The organism is Nibrella viscosa (genome assembly GCF_039541875.1).
In the GTDB taxonomy this organism is placed as follows: domain Bacteria; phylum Bacteroidota; class Bacteroidia; order Cytophagales; family Spirosomataceae; genus Nibrella; species Nibrella viscosa.
Genome location: NZ_BAABHB010000003.1, coordinates 26088 through 44106, shown reverse-complemented (window position 1 = coordinate 44106; position 18019 = coordinate 26088). Strand labels below are relative to the sequence as shown.

Here is an 18019-nt window from a genome sequence, read left to right as displayed (position 1 = left end):
GGGATAGGGAAGATGGTACTGCCGGAAAAGCAGGTAATTTACAACTACTTACTCAATTTGCGCTTCCGTTCCCGTAGATAAGTGTTCATTTCCCGCAGGGATAAGGCGTTAAACGTCATTTTGCGGGTCAACCCGCCCTTTCGTCCCACAGCCAGGCCGTACCGCATGTCCAGCAGACCCGCCATCTCGTGGGCATCGGGATTGATGCTGAGCATGACACCCTGCTCCATGGCATAGTCGATCCACTGCCAGTCGATGTCGAGCCGGTAGGGGCTGGCGTTGATTTCGATCACGACCTGGTGCTCGGCGCAGGCGTCGATAATGGCGCGGTGGTCGATGGGGTAGCCTTCGCGGGCCAGCAGCAACCGGCCGGTGGGGTGGCCCAGGATGGTGGTGTAGGGGTTTTCAATGGCCCGCAGCAGGCGGGTGGTGGCTTTTTCGAGCGACATGGTCAGGTTCTGGTGAACCGAGGCCACCACATAGTCGAACGAAGCCAGCGTCTCTTCCTCAAAATCAAGGGAGCCGTCGCTCAGGATATCCGATTCTGTTCCTTTAAAAATGCGGAACGACGGACCAAACTGCGCATTCAGCCGGTCAATCTCCTCCTGCTGCTGCCGCACCCGGCTCTCATCGAGGCCTTTGGCGTAGCTGGCGGTCTGGGAGTGGTCGGCAATGCCGAAATACTGAAAGCCGAGTTCGCGGCAATGCAGCGCCATCTGCTCTACCGTATGTTTGCCGTCCGACCAGGTGCTGTGGTTGTGCAGGATACCCCGCAGGTCTTCCCAGGTGACCAGTTCGTCATTGGTATGGCGCGACGCCCAGTCGAAGGCGTGGGCGTTTTCGCGCATTTCGGGAACGATGTACGGAAGCCCCGCCCGGCGGTAGATCTCGTCTTCGGTAGCCGCCGGTTGCGTAAGTGCCACCTGCAGCAGGGTTTGCCCCGTGGGGCCGGTCTGCGTCAGGTGCGGCTCGGTCGCCGTGTACACAAACAGCCGCTGGTCGATCTGATTTTTAGGATACAGCAGCAGTTCGATCCGTACGTCGCTGCCCTGCATCTCGCCCCGCCAGGCAAACGGCGACGACAAGGCTTCGTGCTGGGTCAGAAACGACAGTTCCGATAGTTCCCGCTGGGCCGCTACCGGATCGGGGGTTTCAATCAGCAATTGAATGGTATCCACCTCCTGCGCCTGCCGGCGTACCTGCCCGCTGATCTCTACCCGCGCAAAATGCGTCAGCAGCTCATCGCGGAGTACATTGGCCAAAGCCTCCGCCCGGTCCATGCGCACTTTGCCCGACTGGCTTTGCATAAACTCCAGCGATTGCAGAATTTTTTCCTGCATTTTCTCACCGAAGCCTTTGATCCGGGCAATCTGACCGTTTTCGCAGGCAATCTTCAGATCGCGCGGGTTATCGATGCCCAGTTCCTGCCAGATGGTCTTAATCTTTTTAACGCCCAGGCCTTTGATTTTGAACATTTCCAGCACCCCCTCCGGCGTGCGGGCCAGCAGTTCGTCGAGATCCTGCAGCCGACCGGTTTCCACCATCTCGCGGATTTTGCCGGCCATCATTTTACCGACGCCGGGCAGCTTAATAAGATCGGCCGCCGAAAGCTGAGCCAGGTGTTCGGTGGTTTTATCGAGGTTGAAGGCGGCAGTCTGGTAGGCACGGACCCGAAAAGCATCGGCATCGTGCAGCTCCATCAGGCGGCCGGTCAGTTCCAGTATATCAACAATTTCGCTATTATCCATGATGACGTAAAGCTAAAACATTGACACGAAAAAGCCACGGCAGGCAATCCACCGTGGCTTTTTCGTTAAGGAAAGTTGTGTGCTAGAAACTGGCCGACACGTTCAGGAAGTAATACCCGCCGTTGAAGCCAAACTGCGTAGCCGCCCGGCTGTAAACAAACCGCCCAAAGGAGGAGTTATCCAGCACGGCCGCCCCAAACCGCTCCGGCGTGGGGTACAGATTCTTTGACAGCTTATCCGGGTACACATCCAGAATATTGTTGGCTCCCAGCGTCAGGTTTACCGTCGGCAGAATGCGGTACGAGACATTGAAGTCCGTTACCAGTTTGGGACTGAACCGCTCATCGAGCAGCGGATTGGCCGGATCTAATGTCAGCACTTCGCCGAAACGGGTAAACCGCAGGACGGCCCCGAACTTATTCAGCCGGTAGTTCATGTTGAGCGAAATCTTGCTCCGGGGCTGAGCCGAAGTTAGCCGGGCACTATCCTGCCGGTTGAACAGGAAGTTCCCGAATACTGCATCACTCGGCAGGTTGGTCGGCCGCTGAATGGCACCCACAATGCGGGTTTCGTTGACGTTGGCCGCCAGGGTCAGGTCCAGCGTTCCCCGGTTCAGGCGCGGACTGGTGGCAATCACCACGTCAATACCCCGCGTCCGGGTATTTACTGCATTGGAGAAGAACTGGGCGGCATTGACATCCTGCTGCCCGGCTCCGTTGAGGATATTCGCCACGATCAGACCGGCACCCGACGTACCCCTGGAGAACTGATTGCTGTAGATGATCCGGTCGCGGATGTCGATCTGGTAGGCATCAATGGTAATGCTCATGTTCGATACCGGCCGGGACGTAATGCCCACGCTATAGTTCACCGACCGTTCGGCGGTCAGTGACGGCACCCCAAAAGCCTGGGCAATCGGGCTGTCATTCCGGAAGGTACCCGTCTGGCGCGGCTCCACGGACTGACCCGTCGACACAAAAACGGTGCTTACGGCGCTGAAGTGCCGCTGGTGCAGTGAGGGTGCCCGGAAACCGTTGCTGATGGTACCGCGAACAGAGAAGGCATCGGTAAACTTGTAGCGGGCCGCCAGCTTACCGGCAAAATTACCGCCGAAGTCACTATAATTCTCATAACGCCCGGCCGTATTCAGCAGCAGATTTTCGTTTATGTCGGTTTCAATATCTACATAGGCTCCAGCTACGTTCCGGTTGGCGTTGACCGCATTGGCCGGCTGATAACCGGGAAATACCTGAGAGCCTCCGATCCGGCTTGGGATGGCATCGGGAGCAAAATTGCGATACGAGGCTTCTTCCCCTGCTTTAATCCTGTACATATCGTAACGGTACGTAGCACCGAAAGCGACGTTGAAGGACTTCAGCCCGATCTGCGACCCAAAATCTTTGGCAACACTGGCGTCGGCCGTATTCTGGTAAAAACTCAGCGTACCCGCATAAAAGCTGGTCTGGGCACTCGCCCCCTGGGCAAACTGCGAGGCATTATTGGAGTTAGTCACATCGAAGCGGAAGGAGTTCCCGCCAAATACGTTGCTGATGTCCCACCGCCAGCCGTTGGACTCGCCATTGACGCCCACCAGCAGCGACTGGTCATTGATGGTCGATTCAATATTGGGCAGGAACCCATTCGGATACAAAGGCGCAATTACCTGCGCCGTCTGGAAGGGATACCGGTAAAAGCCGGCGGCTTTCCCTTTCCGGTAGTTGATACCACCACTCGCGTAAAAGCCGGCTTTTGCGCTGATGGGTATCCGGGAGTTTAAAAAGAAACCAATATTGTCGACCTGGGAGTTACCAATCTGCATATTGTTGGACAGATTGAAATTGTTCTGCCGGATCAACGCCTGGTCCTGATCGTATAAGGTACGCCGACGAGCTACATAAGCGGCATCGGTTTCTCCAGTTGCCCGTCCAACGTTCCAGTTCACATAGACGGGACCGGTATAATCGCCGACCCGATTAGTGGCACCCCGGTGGCGGAATTCGCCGGTGAGGCTAAGAAATCCTTCGTTGCCGATTTTGAAACCGTGGTTCACCCCTACCTGCGCCACCCGGCCGTCGCCGGCGTACTGCTGTCCAAGCTGAGCGTTCACCGTAGTGCCGGGCCGCTCTTTCAGCCGCAGGTTTATCACGCCGGCAATGGCGTCGGAGCCGTACTGCGAGGCCGCTCCGTCGCGCAACACCTCAATGCGCTCAATGGCGGTTGCCGGGATGGCGTTCAGGTCGGTACCGACGGAGCCCCGGCCAATGGTGCCGTTGATGTTGATCAGGGCCTGGTTATGCCGGCGTTTACCGTTCAGCAACACCAGCACCTGGTCTGGCCCAAGCCCCCGGATGGTGGCCGGGTCGATGTGGTCAGTACCGTCGGCGATGGTCTGCCGCGACGAATTGAACGAAGGTGCCACAAAGTTAATCTGCTGCGTCAGGTCGACCTGGCCGGTTGCCTGTAAATCGCGGGACTGGATCACGTCGACCGGCGCTACGGTCTCGGTACTGGTCCGGGACTGCGTCGAGCGGGAACCCACCACAACCACCTCGTTCAGACTGGCCAGGCTCTCCCGCAGGGATACGTTGACGGTAGCCGTTGTACCGGCGGTTACCTGAACCGGAACCGTTTCTGTCTGATACCCTATAAAGCTTACGCGTAGCGTATACGAACCGGGGTCCAGCCGCAGCGTGTACTCACCCTGGCCATTGGTGGTGGTACCGGTAGTGGTGCCCACGACCACAATAGAAACGCCCGGCAGATTGGCTCCGGTGGTTACGTCGGTAACTCGGCCCCGAACACTCTGCGCCAACACGGCGGCACCGGCAAGCAACCACATTGTAAATAAGCTGGAAAAGCGGAAAACGAAATACTTGTTACACATAAACTGACAAAAGAAAAGCGACTAAAACTATAAACTAACATAGCTAAACACATTACGTTGGGGGTAATGTTTTACCATTTAGGTGAAGAAGGAGTTTTTGCCCGATCTTTGCAGCCTCGGGTCTAAAAAAGCCCTCTGCCTTGGCCAGCACCGGTTGAAGCGGAGACTGGACAAAACAGAGGGCTGCCTATTCGCCGGTAAGGGGGCAATCAGCGCACCGACACTATTTCTATGTCAAATGCCAGCGGGGCATAGGGCGGAATGACGTACACCCCATTGCTGGAACGCCCCTGGGTGCCGTAACCCTGCGCCGACGGGAAGATGATGGTGGCCTTTTCGCCCACCCGTAACCGGCTGATGCCTTCTTCAAAACCCGTTACCACCTGCCGCTGGCCCAGCGTCACATCAATGGTCCCTTTGTCGAAGTCGGTGGCTCCCCGCAGCAACCGCCCGGCATAGTTTACCTTCACGGTCTGGCCGGTTGTCAGAGCCGCTCCCGTGGGCACGGCGGTTGTTTTAATAATGCGTACACCGCTGGAGGTGGTCTCCGTTACCGTCAGTTTCCGGCGGGTAATGTAATCGGCAATCTGCTGCTCCTCGGTGCGGACACCCAGTAGCTGCACGTCGAACCGAACGGCGGAGTTGGCCGGAATCAGGGTTTGAGACCGGCTGCCGTAGGCCAGATAGGACGGCATCAGCAGGGTAGCGTTTTCGCCTTCCCGCATCAGCGAAAAGCCTTCTTCCAGACCCGGCAGCATGGCATTTACACCGAAGGGCAGGTAAACGGCCGTGTCTTTCTTCGAACTGTCGACTTTGACATTGCTCAGCGTAAACAGCTTATAGGAAAACTCCAGTTCGTCGCCGATAGCGGCTTTGCGCCCGTTCGGGTTCGTTTTGGTAATGACATAGTATAAGCCTGAGCCAGACCGCTGGGCGTTCAGGTTGTTCTGGGCAACGTAGTTTTTGATCGCCGTTTCGTTTTGCTCGGCGGCTGTCTGGTCGGGATCGACATAATTGTTTTTACACGCGGCTAAACCGGCCAGCAACACAAGACTCCAAAGAGGACTAATTTTTTGTACCATGAATTCAACACGTAAATGGATAGTAGGCAACTTCTACCTAGACTCCGAATAAGGCAAAAACGTTGCAATTCGGATTAAAATTACCTTAATTTTCTAACACAAAGCCTTTCCCTTCCGCCAGCGCCCGGAATTTTTCCGCCGGAATCGACTGCTGCTGTAGTGCCTTCTGCAAATCGGTAACAGGCTCCATTTCTTCCTCATCGGCCAGCGGAAAGGTGCCGTAGTGGATGGCTACACTCTGCTGTGAACAAACATCTTTATGAATCTCCACCGCTTCGGCGGGCGAGCAGTGAACCGGAGCCATAAACCACGGGGGCCGGTACGCGCCAATCGGAATCAGGGCCAGCCGCATGGGACCGTACGTTGGCCCGGAGATGGCGTAGCCAATCACGAGGGCAACAAGGGCGGCAACTACCACCAGCGCCAGCAAAGCAAGTAGAATTTTGGCGATCATAGGCTGACTATATGAATTAAAAAACGCCTGAGGAGCTACCTCCGGCAATATGGCAGGCGAACGGATTAAGGCAGCAACACCTGATCAATGATGTGAATAACCCCGTTGTTGGATACGATATCGGCGGTCCGGACCGGAATAGACGTTGGATTCCGGTTGCCTCTGACAAATACGGCATTCGTCAGCGTAGTCACGGTTACCCGGTTGTTGCTGAGCAACGTATTGAGTTGGCCGGACGGGAACTGACTGGCGAAATACACCCCCGGTAAGGCATGGTAGGAGAGCAGGCCGGCCAGGGTCTGCGGATTGGCAGTGCTGATGCTGGATTCGGTATACCCGGCCGCCCGCAAAGCGGCATCCGACGGAGCAAACAGGGTAATCTGCACGTCGGCACCCGTCAGGGCCGACAGCAGCGCCGGGTTGGTGGAGGAGGCCCGTAAGGCGGCTGCCACCAGCAAATTGAGCCCCCGGGCCTTAGCCGTGGTGAGCAGGTTACCGGACGAGGGGTTCAGCACCCGGTCGATAACGTGTAGGGTGCCGTTGGCGGCTACCCGGTCGGCCTGGCTGATCTTTACACCATTCAGAAAAAGCTGGTCGTTGTTTTTCAGCAGAAAGACCGTAGCACCACCGGCCGTAACTACGCCCTGATTGGTGCCGCCGGGCAGATTGACGTCGGTCGACATAATCCGGCCACCCAGCACATGGTATTGAATCAGCCGGCGCACCGAATCGGCCGGCAAGGCCGTAACAGCCGCCGGATCGGCCAGCCCCGATGCCCGGAAAGCCGCATCATTGGGTGCAAACAAGGTCAGATTGGCTCCTTTCAGGGCGTCGGCCATACCGCCATGCAGCATAGCTGTCCGCAGCAGGGTAAACTCGTTGTTCTCCAGAATAATATCGGCAATGGTTTTGGGCTGTGCATTGTCGGTTGGCTGGCAGCCGGTCAGCAAAAGCATCAGCAGCGTCAGCACAGAAAGTTGGCGGCTGCGGGTACTGGATAAAAGCATGTAACAGGTGTGTTAAATAGGACTATGACAAACATAGAACGAAAAACTGGCATTCATTTGCATAGCCCTTAAAATAACGCCCGGTCTAAACCCCCAGGTTATCCGGTTTGCTCCGGCACCGCTTATCTACTGATTTAGTATGTTTTGAAACGGCCTGCCGTTTGCGTAACTTCGCAGGCTGTTATCGTACGGGTCAGTCTCCGGCTGGGCCAGCCGCAACAGCGGCTAAGATCCGGCTAAGGCTTTTTAGCCTAACGGCCGCTTCGGCGATCTGATGGGCCAGCCGGAGGCTGACCCGTACTGAAACAGTCTGTTAATATTTGTTAAAACCTCCTCGGCTGGATGAAAGAACATATAGACCGGAGCAATCTGCCTCAACACATAGCCGTTATCATGGACGGGAACGGACGCTGGGCGAAACGGCAGGGAGCAGCCCGGGTATTTGGGCATCGAAACGCAATTAAGGCCGTTCGCGAAGTGACCGAAGGCTGTGCTGAACTGGGTGTAAAGTACCTGACCCTGTACGCGTTTTCGACCGAAAACTGGAACCGGCCAAAACTGGAAGTTGACGCCTTGATGCAGTTGCTGGTACACACCATACGCGACGAAATTAAAACGCTGATGGACAATAACGTGCGGCTGGCGACCATCGGCAACACCGAAAGCCTGCCCAAAGATTGCCAGCGGGAATTGGCCGAAGCCATGCGGGCTACCGAGAACAATACCGGGCTGATTCTGGTGCTGGCCCTGAGCTATAGCGGCCGCTGGGAAATTCTGGAAGCGGTGCGGCACATTGCCGCCAACGTGCGGGATGGGAATTTGCAGGTTAGCGACATTACCGAATCGATGTTTGGCGATTACCTGGCGACGCGCGGTATGCCGGACCCCGAACTGATGATCCGGACCAGTGGCGAGATGCGGATCAGCAACTTTTTGCTCTGGCAACTGGCCTATTCTGAACTGTATATTCCGGATGTGTTATGGCCGGATTTCCGGCGGGAACACCTCTACGAGGCTATTATTTCGTACCAGAAACGGGAGCGTCGGTTCGGTAAAATAAGCGAGCAACTGGTCAGGTAACGATTCCGCTGTCGGACCGCCGGCAGCCGGAGTTGGTCCGGCATAAGGCACTGAAAAAAAGATAAGTAGCCTCACGGCACCCGCAGCACTATGCAGCGTTTTTACTTACTGGAATGGATACATCTAATTTAAAAAACGTTCTTACTACTTCTTTGTTAAAAAAAGCCGTCCGGATCAGCCTGCTGGTTGCCGTTCTGCTGCCGACCAGCCTTCGGGCTCAGGTGCGGGTAGGTGTTGGCCGCCCCACAACACCGGCGGCCCCTGTCAATGAGTTTGCCAACTACGCCGACCCCAAGGAATACACCATTGCCGGCCTGACCGTTACAGGCACCCGCTACCTCGACCCCAACTCGCTGGTGTCGCTGACGGGCCTGAAAATAGGCGATAAGGTGCGGCTCCCCGGTGAGGCCGACGGCTCGGCCATCCGCAAACTGATGGAGTCGGGCCTGCTCGACGATGTAGAACTGCTGGTGACCAAAGTAGACGGCAGCGACATTTATCTGAACGTGAAAGTGCAGGAGCGGCCACGGCTATACCGCATCACCTATGCCGGTATTCGCAAAGGCGAGCAGGACGCGCTCAAAGACAAGGTGAAAATCAACATCGGGAAGATTATCACCAACACCATCATCAAAAACACCCAGTTGGCGGTTAAGAAATATTTTGTCGATAAAGGCTTTCTGAACACCAAAGTCAAGATCACCACCATTCCCGACAGCAGCCGGAACAACGCCACCATGCGCGTTCTGGTCGATAAAGGGCAGAAGGTAAAGATTAATAATATTGAATTTGTGGGCCGCGAGGAAGTGCCCGAAAGCAAGATACGGATGAAGATGAAAAGCACGAAAGAACAACGTTTCGGCCGGCTTTTTACGCCTTCCAAGTTTATCCCCAAAAAGTACGAAGAAGATAAGCAGAAGCTGATCGAGTATTATAACAAACTGGGCTACCGCGACGCTGTGATCGAAGACGATACGGTGTTTGCCCACAACGACCGCTCGATCAACATCCGGATGCAGATTGATGAAGGGCAGAAGTATTACTACCGCAACGTTACATTCGAAGGCAATTATCTCTACACCGACGATCGCCTGCGCGAGATTCTGGGTGTCAAAAAAGGAGATGTGTATAACCCGGAAGACCTGGAGAAGCGCATGAACGGTAATCCGGGGCAGGATCTGAGTTCGGTGTATATGGACGACGGTTACCTGTATTACAGCGCAACGCCCATTGAGAAGACCATCGAAGGCGACTCCATCGATCTGGAAATCCGGATTTTTGAAGGCAAGCAGGCCACTATTAACCGGGTTATCCTGAACGGCAACACCAAAACCAGCGATCATGTGGTGATGCGCCAGATCCGGACCCTGCCGGGGCAGAAGTTTTCTAAAACCAACATTATCCGGACGCAGCGCGAATTAGCCACGCTGGGGTACTTTGACCCGGAAAAGATCGGTATCAACCCAGTACCGCAGCCCGACGGTACAGTTGATATTGAATACACTGTCGAAGAAAAACCCAACGACCAGATCGAGCTATCCGGTGGCTGGGGTGGTTTCATCGGCTTTGTGGGTACACTGGGACTTTCGTTCAACAATTTCTCGGCCAAAAATATTACCAACCTGAACGCCTGGCGGCCTCTGCCGGCCGGCGACGGGCAGCGATTGGCCATCCGATTCCAGGCCAATGGCCGGCAGTTCCAGACCTACTCGGCAACGTTTACCGAACCCTGGCTGGGTGGCCGCAAGCCTAACGCGTTCTCGTTGAGCTGGAGCCATACGGTGTTCAGATCGTTTAACCAGTTAGACCTGTTTACCCGTTCTATCCGGGGGCTACAGCCAATTGGTTCATATACTAATACCGCCTTTACGCTGGGACTGGGCCGGCAGTTGAAAGTACCCGACGATTATTTTACCCTGAGCAACTCCATCAGCTATCAGCGGTATAACCTGACCAATCTCGATCTGTTTTTTAACGGCTACCGGGATGGTATTTCCAACAACTTCACGTTCAATACCACGCTGGCCCGCAACAGCATCGATAACCCGCAGTTCCCGCGGGGCGGTTCGTCGTTCTCGCTGAGTACCTCACTAACGCCCCCCTATTCGGTATTCCGGCCAAAGGACTATAAGCCGGCGGCCGAAGATCGCTTCAAGTGGGTGGAATACCATAAATGGATGTTCGACGCGAGCTGGTTTCAGACTGTATTCGGCAAGCTGGTGCTGAACGCCCGCGCTCATATGGGCTTCCTGGGCAGCTACAATGCCCGTACCGAAATTGGTCCGTTCGAGCGTTTCGTGCTGGGTGGGTCCGGTCTGGCCGGTCAGGGTACGTTTGCCCTGGCACAGGACATCATCGGTTTGCGCGGCTATCAGGATCGCAGCGTGTACACGGCAGATAACAACCGGGTAGTTGATTTCAACCAGCGCAGTCAGGGTGGGGTTGTGTACAACAAATACGTGATGGAACTGCGTTATCCGGTATCGCTCAATCCCTCGGCAACCATCTTTGTGCTGGGCTTCCTGGAAGGGGGTAACAACTGGGGCAGCTACCGGCAGTATAACCCGTTCGACATCAAGCGGTCGGCCGGTATGGGTGCCCGAATTTTCATGCCCGCCTTTGGTCTGATCGGCATCGATTACGGCTGGGGTTTCGACGAAATTCCGGGCGTGCAAAAGAAGAACACCGGTCAGTTCCACTTTACGATTGGTCAGCAGTTCAGATAAGAAAACCGGCCGTATAACGTTAGCATTGAAAACCAGATAAGGCATTAAACCTCAGCAGGCATACCGTGTCTAATGGTTGAGATGCCGCCGGGAATCAAACTGTTTATCAAATCGTTATACATACGGGTGCTGCCAAAAAATACTTAGTGATCGCATGAAAAGAGGATTGGTTTTTCTAATTTTGCTCTCCGTTTGGCTGGCAGACCCGGCGCAGGCCCAGAAATTCGGGTATGTCGATACAGAATTTATCTTCAGTAAGATGCCGGACTACCAGAAGGCGCTGACTGAGGTTGACAAGTTTACCGAGAAGTGGTCGAAGGATATTCAGGATAAATACCTGGAAATAGACAAACTGCACAAGGCGTACCAGGCCGAAGAAATCCTGCTGACCGAAGACATGAAGCGGGAACGCCAGCGCATCATCAGCGAGAAGGAACAGGAAGCCCGGGCGTACAACAACAAGGTTTTCGGGTACGAAGGCCTTCTTTTTCAGAAGAAAAAGGAACTCATGAAGGGACCAATGGAGTTAGTTAACCGAGCCATCGAAAAAGTGGCGGCCCAGAAAAAGCTCGATTTTGTGTTTGACAAGGCCAGCGATTTTGTCATGTTGTACACCAACCCCCGGCATGATTATACCGACTACGTGATGGAAGAACTGGGGTTGGAGACTGACAACAAAGCTAATCGAACTACAGCCGCCGGCACGGTGAATCAGCCCTCCAGCGGTACCGGAACCAGTCCGGGGAATGCATCAAACAGAATAACCACAAAACCAAAATAGTAAATTACAAAACCGAATGAAGAAAAATCTGGTCATGGCGTTCGTTGCAGCCCTTATGATGGGTGGTCTGAGCGCACAGGCACAAGCTCAAAATCCGGTAAACCCGGCAGAATCCTCAACAACCGCTGCAGGACCGCTGAAGCTGGGCTATACCAATATTGATTATATTCTGTCGCAGACTTCGGAAAGCAAGGAAATCTCCAATCAGTTGACCATTCAGCGCACCCAGTCTGAAAACGAGATGAAGCGCCTGATGAAGGAATTTGAAGACAAACTGGCCAGCTACGAAAAAGGCGCGGCTCAGATGTCGGATGTAATCCGGGCCGATCGGGAGAAGGAACTGCAGGGCCTGCAAACCCGCATTCAGGAGTTTCAGCGTAACGCTGAGTCGCAACTACAGGCCAAATACCAGCAGTTGGTAAATCCGGTGGTCCAGAAAATCCAGACCAACATCGACGCGGTAGCGAAAGAGAATGGGTTTACATACATTTTCAACATCGATGCTGGTGCCGGTACTACCCCGATCCTGCTCTTCGCGCCGAAAGAAGGCGATGTAACCGAACTAGTCCTGAAGAAAATGGGGGTAACTCCGCAGCCGCAAAATGCCTCGGCAACTACGGCGTCGCCGACAACCACGCCGGCCGCTACCCGTCCGGCCACTACACCGGCCAATACGGCACCGAAGAAAAAGTAATCAGCACCCGGGGTATCAAAAAATGCCAGCCGAAACCGGTTGGCATTTTTTGTTGTTTACCCGCAAAAACCCCAGCATAGGGTACAGTTACTATATGGAGTAAGAAAAGTGCAACAAAAGGTTACTTTTTCCTTAGAAAAACTTTAAAGTATCATATTCACTGCCAGTCCGTAAAATCTAAACGTTACTTTTGCGTTTACATTGAAACCATTGGTTTGACTTACCCGATATGTATCAACACCTAAAGACACTACTGGGTCTAAGCCTTTTCTTAACCTCCTTTACCAGCTACGCACAGGATAGCAAACCCTTACAACTGATTTTGCCGCAGCAGCGTGGCTGGAATACCGTTGCCGAAGGTCAGCGGCTCCACGTTGACCTTAAAGCGACCGGCGCACCGGCCGACAGCCTTTTTTTCTCGATTGCTCAGGGGAAACTGGACGGTATGCAGTGCGACTCGCTGGGGCAGTTTAGCTGGACTCCGGATTATGATCTGGTCGACCGCACCGAAACGGCTAAAACCATTCCGGTGATTTTTGAGGTACGCAACAACCGGGGCGATGCCGTGACACAAACGGTCAACTTCCGGGTAACGCACGTTAACCGCCCACCCACCATTGGGGAGTTGCGGCCCTTCTACGTGCGCTACCGGACGCAGAACGTCTATAAGCTGGACCCGACCGTGGTGCGCGACGAAGACAACGATCCTATTGTGTTCATACCCATTGCCGACCAGATGCCCGAGGGCAGCAAACTGTCGGCGCAGGGTGAGCTGACCTGGACACTTTCGCTAAACCAGTTCAATCAGCTTAAAAACAAGCCCATGTATATCGAGTTCTGGGCAGAAGACCAGCCGGCCAAAAGCCGCACCAGGGGCCGGCTGAAAGTAGAGGTAACGCAGATTGACCTGGCTCCCGAAATTGCCGTTGTGCCCAAAGAAACGCATTACCGACTGAAGGAAAATGCGTCGGTCAACCTGAAGTTCTACCTGTCGGACCAGAACGGCGACGATGATATTACGACCTTTGATTTTTTGGCTGATAACCAGCAGGTGCCTAAAAGTGCGCTGGTGCGGAATACCAATAACCAGTACGAATTTATCTGGACGCCCGGCTACGATTTTGTAAAAGATCCGTATGATTCGCTGCGGGTGCAGCTCACCTTCTTTGCGCTGGATAAGTCGCAGAACCGGGAAGAGAAGAAGGTTTCTTTTACGGTTGTAAATACCATTAACGAAGCTGAGAAAGACCGTTATTACTACACGCAGTACCGGCAGGCGCTGGTGAGTGCCTGGAATCTGCTGGAGCAACTGCAGGATAAGGAAGAAGAACTGAAAAAAGGCTACCGTAAAGCCAAAAAGGGCAAGCGGGGCCGGTCGGTGGCCAATGCCTCGCTCGGTGCCATTACCGGCGTAACCCCGGCTATTACCTCGATCAGGGCAACGCAAACGGCGCAGCAGAACCAGCGGCTGATCTCGGCCATCGGTGGCACGGCCGTAATGACCATGGGCACCCTGGAGGCAACCGAGGTAATCGGCAAATCGATGAAAGACCTGCTGGATCGCTTCAACTACGTGATGAACAAGAAAAGCGAGCTGCAGAACAAGGGCGATGTCTTTGCCCGCGAGTTTGCCTTGAAGGCGGCCCGCCGGTCGCCGGATTTTGTCAAAAAGCTGGATGATTTCCGGGCCTCTATGAGCCTGAGCGGTCTGGTTGCGCTGGAGCTGGATGCCAATTGGCAGAACAAGAAAGAAGCGACCGATAAGGCCCTGAAACGGACGTTTAAAGACTTTGCGCCCCTGGAAGAAACCGCTTCGGTCGGCTTGCGGAAGTAGTCGGAGCAAATCAGCGCTTAGCGCCCCCATCGGCACACAAACAAAAGCTCCGGCGTTGCTGCCGGAGCTTTTGTTATTGGTCTGTCGGATCTTTTCGCCGGTCAACCGGCCCCTCCGGCTCGGGCGAAAACGGCTCCGGATCAGCCGGCTCGGCCGGAACTATCCCGGTTTCGTTTTGTATCTCCTCAACAGTATTATCCGCTTCAGCCACGGGCACCTCCTGATGGGCGCTTAGCGTATGCTCTTCATGATGGTGAGCATGGTGGGTACTCTCCAGTTCGGCTGCCGGTACAATGTCTACTTCTTCCGGATGAAGCTCCCCATGCGGCAGCATACCCTCCTCGTCGGTATGCTCGCCAAAGAAGCGACGCTGGAAGAACAGGATCATACAAACGCCGACAAAAATGCAGGCGTCGGCAATGTTAAAGATAGGCGTTGAGTAGTACTGACCACCCCAGACCGGCACCCAGTCCGGAATAAAGCCCTCCCAGACATCGATAAAAACCATGTCGATTACCTGCCCGTGAAACCAGGGTGTGGGTGAGCCGTATGGTGAGTTCCCCAGCAGCACACCGTAGAACGTACTGTCGATGACGTTCCCGACGGCCCCGGCCAGGATCATAGCCATTGCCCACAGCAGCCCATCGGGTGCCCCCCGCCGGGCCAGGTAGATCAGGTACCAGCCGATACCGGCCATTGCCACCAGCCGGAACACGCTCAGCAGCAGTTTGCCGTATTCGTGGCCGAGCTGCATCCCAAAGGCCATACCGGGGTTCAGCACATAATGGAGTTTAAACCAGTCACCGATGAGTTTAATCTGACCCGGAAAGCCGGGCTCCATGTTGAAGTGAACCAGGAGTTTTACCGCCTGATCCAGGGCGATCAGAGCCAGACTGAACAAAAAGAACTTTAATGGGCTTTTGTGAATCATCTTGTAAAAATACGGAACTCCGGCAATTCTGCCGGAGCCGTTTGGTTTCGGTTGCCGATTTTCCTGCGTTTCTTCGCCTGTGGGCGTTCCGGCCGGCCGGACGTACGTTAGCAGCCTCTGCGCCGGGCCAGCTCTTTCTTCACCAGGGAGAACTCCCGGCTGCTCTGTCCGGCAATTGATTTGTTTTCTTCGGCACGCCGGAACAGGTAGGGCATCACGGCTTCGACCGGCCCGTAGGGTACGTATTTAGCTACGTTATACCCGGCATTGGCCAGGTTATACGAGATATTGTCGCTCATACCGAGCAGTTGGGCAAACCAGATATGCGGGTCATTGGCCGCAATCCCTTTCTGCTTCATGTGCTCAATGCAATAATGGCAACTGTATTCGTTGTGGGTACCGAGGCAAATCGAAATGGTGTCGCGGTTATCCAGGCAAAAATCGACAGCGGCATTAAAATCGCGGTCGGTATCTTCCTTGGTTGCATGGATCGGATCCTGATACTCTTCCTCGTGCGCCCGGATGCGTTCTTTTTCCAGATAAGCCCCCCGGACCAGTTTGGCTCCGAGAAAATACCCTTTCTGACGAGCTCTTTCGGTTTCTTTTGTCAGCTTATCCAGCGTCTCCCAGCGGTAAAACTGGTAGGTATTGTAAACCACGCATCGTTCGTGGTTGTACCGGTCCATCATCGCATACGCCAGGGCATCAATCGTATCCTGAATCCAGCTTTCCTCGGCGTCGATAAAAATCTTGACATTCCGTTCGTACGCCCGGCGGCAGAGAGAGTCGACCCGCTGCCGGATGCGCTCAAAAGCGGCTTGCTGCTCGTGGGTGAGCGGATCGCCGTTTTGCACCGCTTCCAGGATTTCAGTAGAACCCAGGCCAGTCACTTTGAAAACCGAGAACGGAATATCGGTTGATTCATGGGCGCGTTCGATGGTGCGCAGGATTTCCAGGGCCGTCTCGTCAAAGCAGGTTTCGCTGTCTTCTCCTTCTACCGAATAATCCAGGATAGTACCAATGTGGGCACTATGCAATTGCTGAATAGTATTTTCGCAATCACGGATGGTTTCTCCTCCACAGAATTGTTCAAAAATCGTCTTTTTAATGAGATTTTTTATAGGGAGGTGGAGTTTGAATGCAAATTTTATAAAAAAAGTGCCTAAATTTACCAGCCATCCCTTATTCATCAACGCAAACAACCAGAAGGTTTTCCGTAATTTGAAATCAGACTGGGTGGAGAAGGCAATCGAAGTGTCCTCAAATGAAACAGGCTTCACCTCAGTGAGCCGTTGGGCAGTTGTCGGCATAAGATTACTTCTAATCGACATAGTGGTGCTCCGTAGTAACGGTGCTTCTCTAATCAGTGTCGGTGTACGTCCAATTAACCGGCCCGGTATGTCCGGGCACGAATATAAAACGTTTTTTTTACAAACAAGGTTAAAAGGTCTAACCCGCACTAAATCAGCAAACTTATAAAGGTGCAAAAAAAGATAACGAAATCAGCTTGAATTTCAGTGATTTCCCTGCAAATATACCATAAATTTGCATTGAAAAGTTCCCTGTAGCGTAGTATTAATAATCACTTGAATACGAGTTTGTCATGAAGCCAGAATTAGCCGTTGAGCCGCTCGAATCGTGGATACAGACCGACGGCAAGCCGTTGATTATCGCCGGCCCCTGCAGCGCCGAAACCGAAGAACAACTTTGTGAAACAGCCCGCCAGTTGAAAGAGCTGGGCGCCGTTCATGTCATCCGCGCCGGCGTGTGGAAACCCCGCACCCGTCCCGGTAGTTTTGAAGGAATGGGCAAAGCTGCCCTGCCCTGGATTCAGCGGGCCAAAGCCGAAACAGGCCTGCCGTTTGCGGTGGAAGTAGCCACGCCGGAGCATATTGAATTAGCCCTGAAGTATGGTGTAGATATCCTTTGGGTGGGTGCCCGTACCACGGTTAACCCCTTCAATGTACAGGAGATTGCCGACGCCCTGCGCGGGGTAGATGTGCCGGTGCTGGTAAAAAACCCGGTCAACCCGGACCTGGCCCTATGGGTCGGGGCGTTTGAGCGTATCGCCGGAGCCGGTATTACCAGGATGGCGGCTATTCACCGGGGCTTCTCAACCGGCGAAACCAGCAAGTACCGCAACGTGCCGATGTGGCAGATGGCCATCGAGCTGAAAGATATGTTCCCGCAACTGCCCATTATTGGCGACCCCAGCCACATGGCCGGCAAGCGGGCCTACCTGCAGGAACTGGCGCAGATGGCGATGGACCTGAACTACGACGGCCTGATCGTGGAGTCGCATATCGACCCGGACAAAGCCTGGAGTGATGCCGCTCAGCAGTTGACGCCGGCCGCTTTCGGCGAAATGCTGGACCACCTGCAGATTCGTCAGGTGGAGTCGCAGAACCTGGAGTTTCAGGGCGCGATGGAGCAGATTCGGGCGAAAATCGACAATATCGACCGCCAACTGATCGAGGTACTGGCCGCCCGGATGGCGCAGGTCGAGAAACTGGCCGAATACAAACGCGACAACAACGTAACCGTTTTTCAGCCCGACCGCTGGAAAGAAGTACACGAGACCCGCGCCAAACTAGGCAAGAAAATGGGCCTGTACCCCGAACTTGTAGAAGAGATCTACAAGATCATCCACATGGAGTCGATCCGGAAGCAGACGGAGGTGATGAATAGTAATATTCAGAATGCATGAAGTGGTTTGACGTTTGAGGTTTGAGGTTAAATGGGCGTGAGCCAACCTTAAACCTCAAACCTCAAACTTTAAACTAAAAAAGCCCCGGTCA

General features: G+C 54.2%; 13 protein-coding genes. 6 read left to right on the top strand and 7 right to left on the bottom strand.

Going from position 1 to position 18019, the window contains the following annotated elements; all coding sequences use genetic code 11:
- Window positions 1-44: 44 nt before the first annotated feature.
- From ABD931_RS08760 to ABD931_RS08740, 5 genes are all read right to left on the bottom strand, one after another.
- Window positions 45-1748, bottom strand: a complete 1704-nt coding sequence (locus ABD931_RS08760; protein ID WP_345266068.1) for a helix-hairpin-helix domain-containing protein — start codon at window positions 1746-1748, stop codon at window positions 45-47.
- An 82-nt stretch (window positions 1749-1830) separates the two neighbouring features.
- Entirely contained in the window at window positions 1831-4587 is a 2757-nt protein-coding gene (locus tag ABD931_RS08755) for a TonB-dependent receptor (RefSeq protein WP_345266066.1), read from the bottom strand.
- Between the two features lie 254 nt (window positions 4588-4841).
- The gene (locus tag ABD931_RS08750) at window positions 4842-5714 is read right to left on the bottom strand and encodes an FKBP-type peptidyl-prolyl cis-trans isomerase (RefSeq protein WP_345266064.1); all 873 of its coding nucleotides are present in this window, start codon (window positions 5712-5714) and stop codon (window positions 4842-4844) included.
- Window positions 5715-5799: 85 nt separating this feature from the next.
- A complete protein-coding gene (locus ABD931_RS08745; protein ID WP_345266062.1) occupies window positions 5800-6168 on the bottom strand; it encodes an MBL fold metallo-hydrolase in 369 nt (122 codons plus the stop codon).
- Window positions 6169-6233: 65 nt separating this feature from the next.
- Window positions 6234-7175, bottom strand: coding sequence for a fasciclin domain-containing protein (locus tag ABD931_RS08740; protein WP_345266060.1), 942 nt, complete (start codon window positions 7173-7175; stop codon window positions 6234-6236).
- A 342-nt stretch (window positions 7176-7517) separates the two neighbouring features.
- On the opposite strand from ABD931_RS08740, the gene uppS reads away from it, so the two are divergent.
- The 5 genes from uppS (at window position 7518) to ABD931_RS08715 (ending at window position 14290) form a co-directional block, all read left to right on the top strand.
- Window positions 7518-8255: an undecaprenyl pyrophosphate synthase gene (gene uppS, locus ABD931_RS08735; protein ID WP_345266058.1), complete on the top strand. Its 738-nt coding sequence runs from the start codon at window positions 7518-7520 to the stop codon at window positions 8253-8255.
- Between the two features lie 113 nt (window positions 8256-8368).
- Complete coding sequence (gene bamA / locus ABD931_RS08730) at window positions 8369-10981, top strand: outer membrane protein assembly factor BamA (protein ID WP_370469314.1); 2613 nt, start codon at window positions 8369-8371, stop codon at window positions 10979-10981.
- A 154-nt stretch (window positions 10982-11135) separates the two neighbouring features.
- Window positions 11136-11762 carry an OmpH/Skp family outer membrane protein gene (locus ABD931_RS08725; protein ID WP_345266054.1) on the top strand — a complete coding sequence of 209 codons (627 nt, stop codon included), beginning with the start codon at window positions 11136-11138 and terminating at the stop codon, window positions 11760-11762.
- 16 nt (window positions 11763-11778) lie between these two features.
- Window positions 11779-12456 (top strand): OmpH/Skp family outer membrane protein, encoded by a 678-nt coding sequence (locus ABD931_RS08720; RefSeq protein WP_345266052.1) that lies wholly within the window; start codon window positions 11779-11781, stop codon window positions 12454-12456.
- 229 nt (window positions 12457-12685) lie between these two features.
- Window positions 12686-14290 carry a hypothetical protein gene (locus tag ABD931_RS08715; protein WP_345266050.1) on the top strand — a complete coding sequence of 535 codons (1605 nt, stop codon included), beginning with the start codon at window positions 12686-12688 and terminating at the stop codon, window positions 14288-14290.
- 73 nt (window positions 14291-14363) lie between these two features.
- On the opposite strand, the gene ABD931_RS08710 is transcribed toward ABD931_RS08715, so the two are convergent.
- Both ABD931_RS08710 and ABD931_RS08705 read right to left on the bottom strand, forming a co-directional pair.
- On the bottom strand, window positions 14364-15221 hold the full coding sequence (locus tag ABD931_RS08710) for a lipoprotein signal peptidase (protein WP_345266048.1): 858 nt from the start codon (window positions 15219-15221) through the stop codon (window positions 14364-14366).
- 107 nt (window positions 15222-15328) lie between these two features.
- Complete coding sequence (locus ABD931_RS08705; RefSeq protein ID WP_345266046.1) at window positions 15329-16552, bottom strand: proline dehydrogenase family protein; 1224 nt, start codon at window positions 16550-16552, stop codon at window positions 15329-15331.
- A 272-nt stretch (window positions 16553-16824) separates the two neighbouring features.
- Here ABD931_RS08705 and ABD931_RS08700 point away from each other — a divergent pair, with 272 nt between their 5' ends.
- On the top strand, window positions 16825-17928 hold the full coding sequence (locus ABD931_RS08700) for a chorismate mutase (protein ID WP_345266044.1): 1104 nt from the start codon (window positions 16825-16827) through the stop codon (window positions 17926-17928).
- The last annotated feature ends 91 nt before the right edge of the window (window positions 17929-18019 follow it).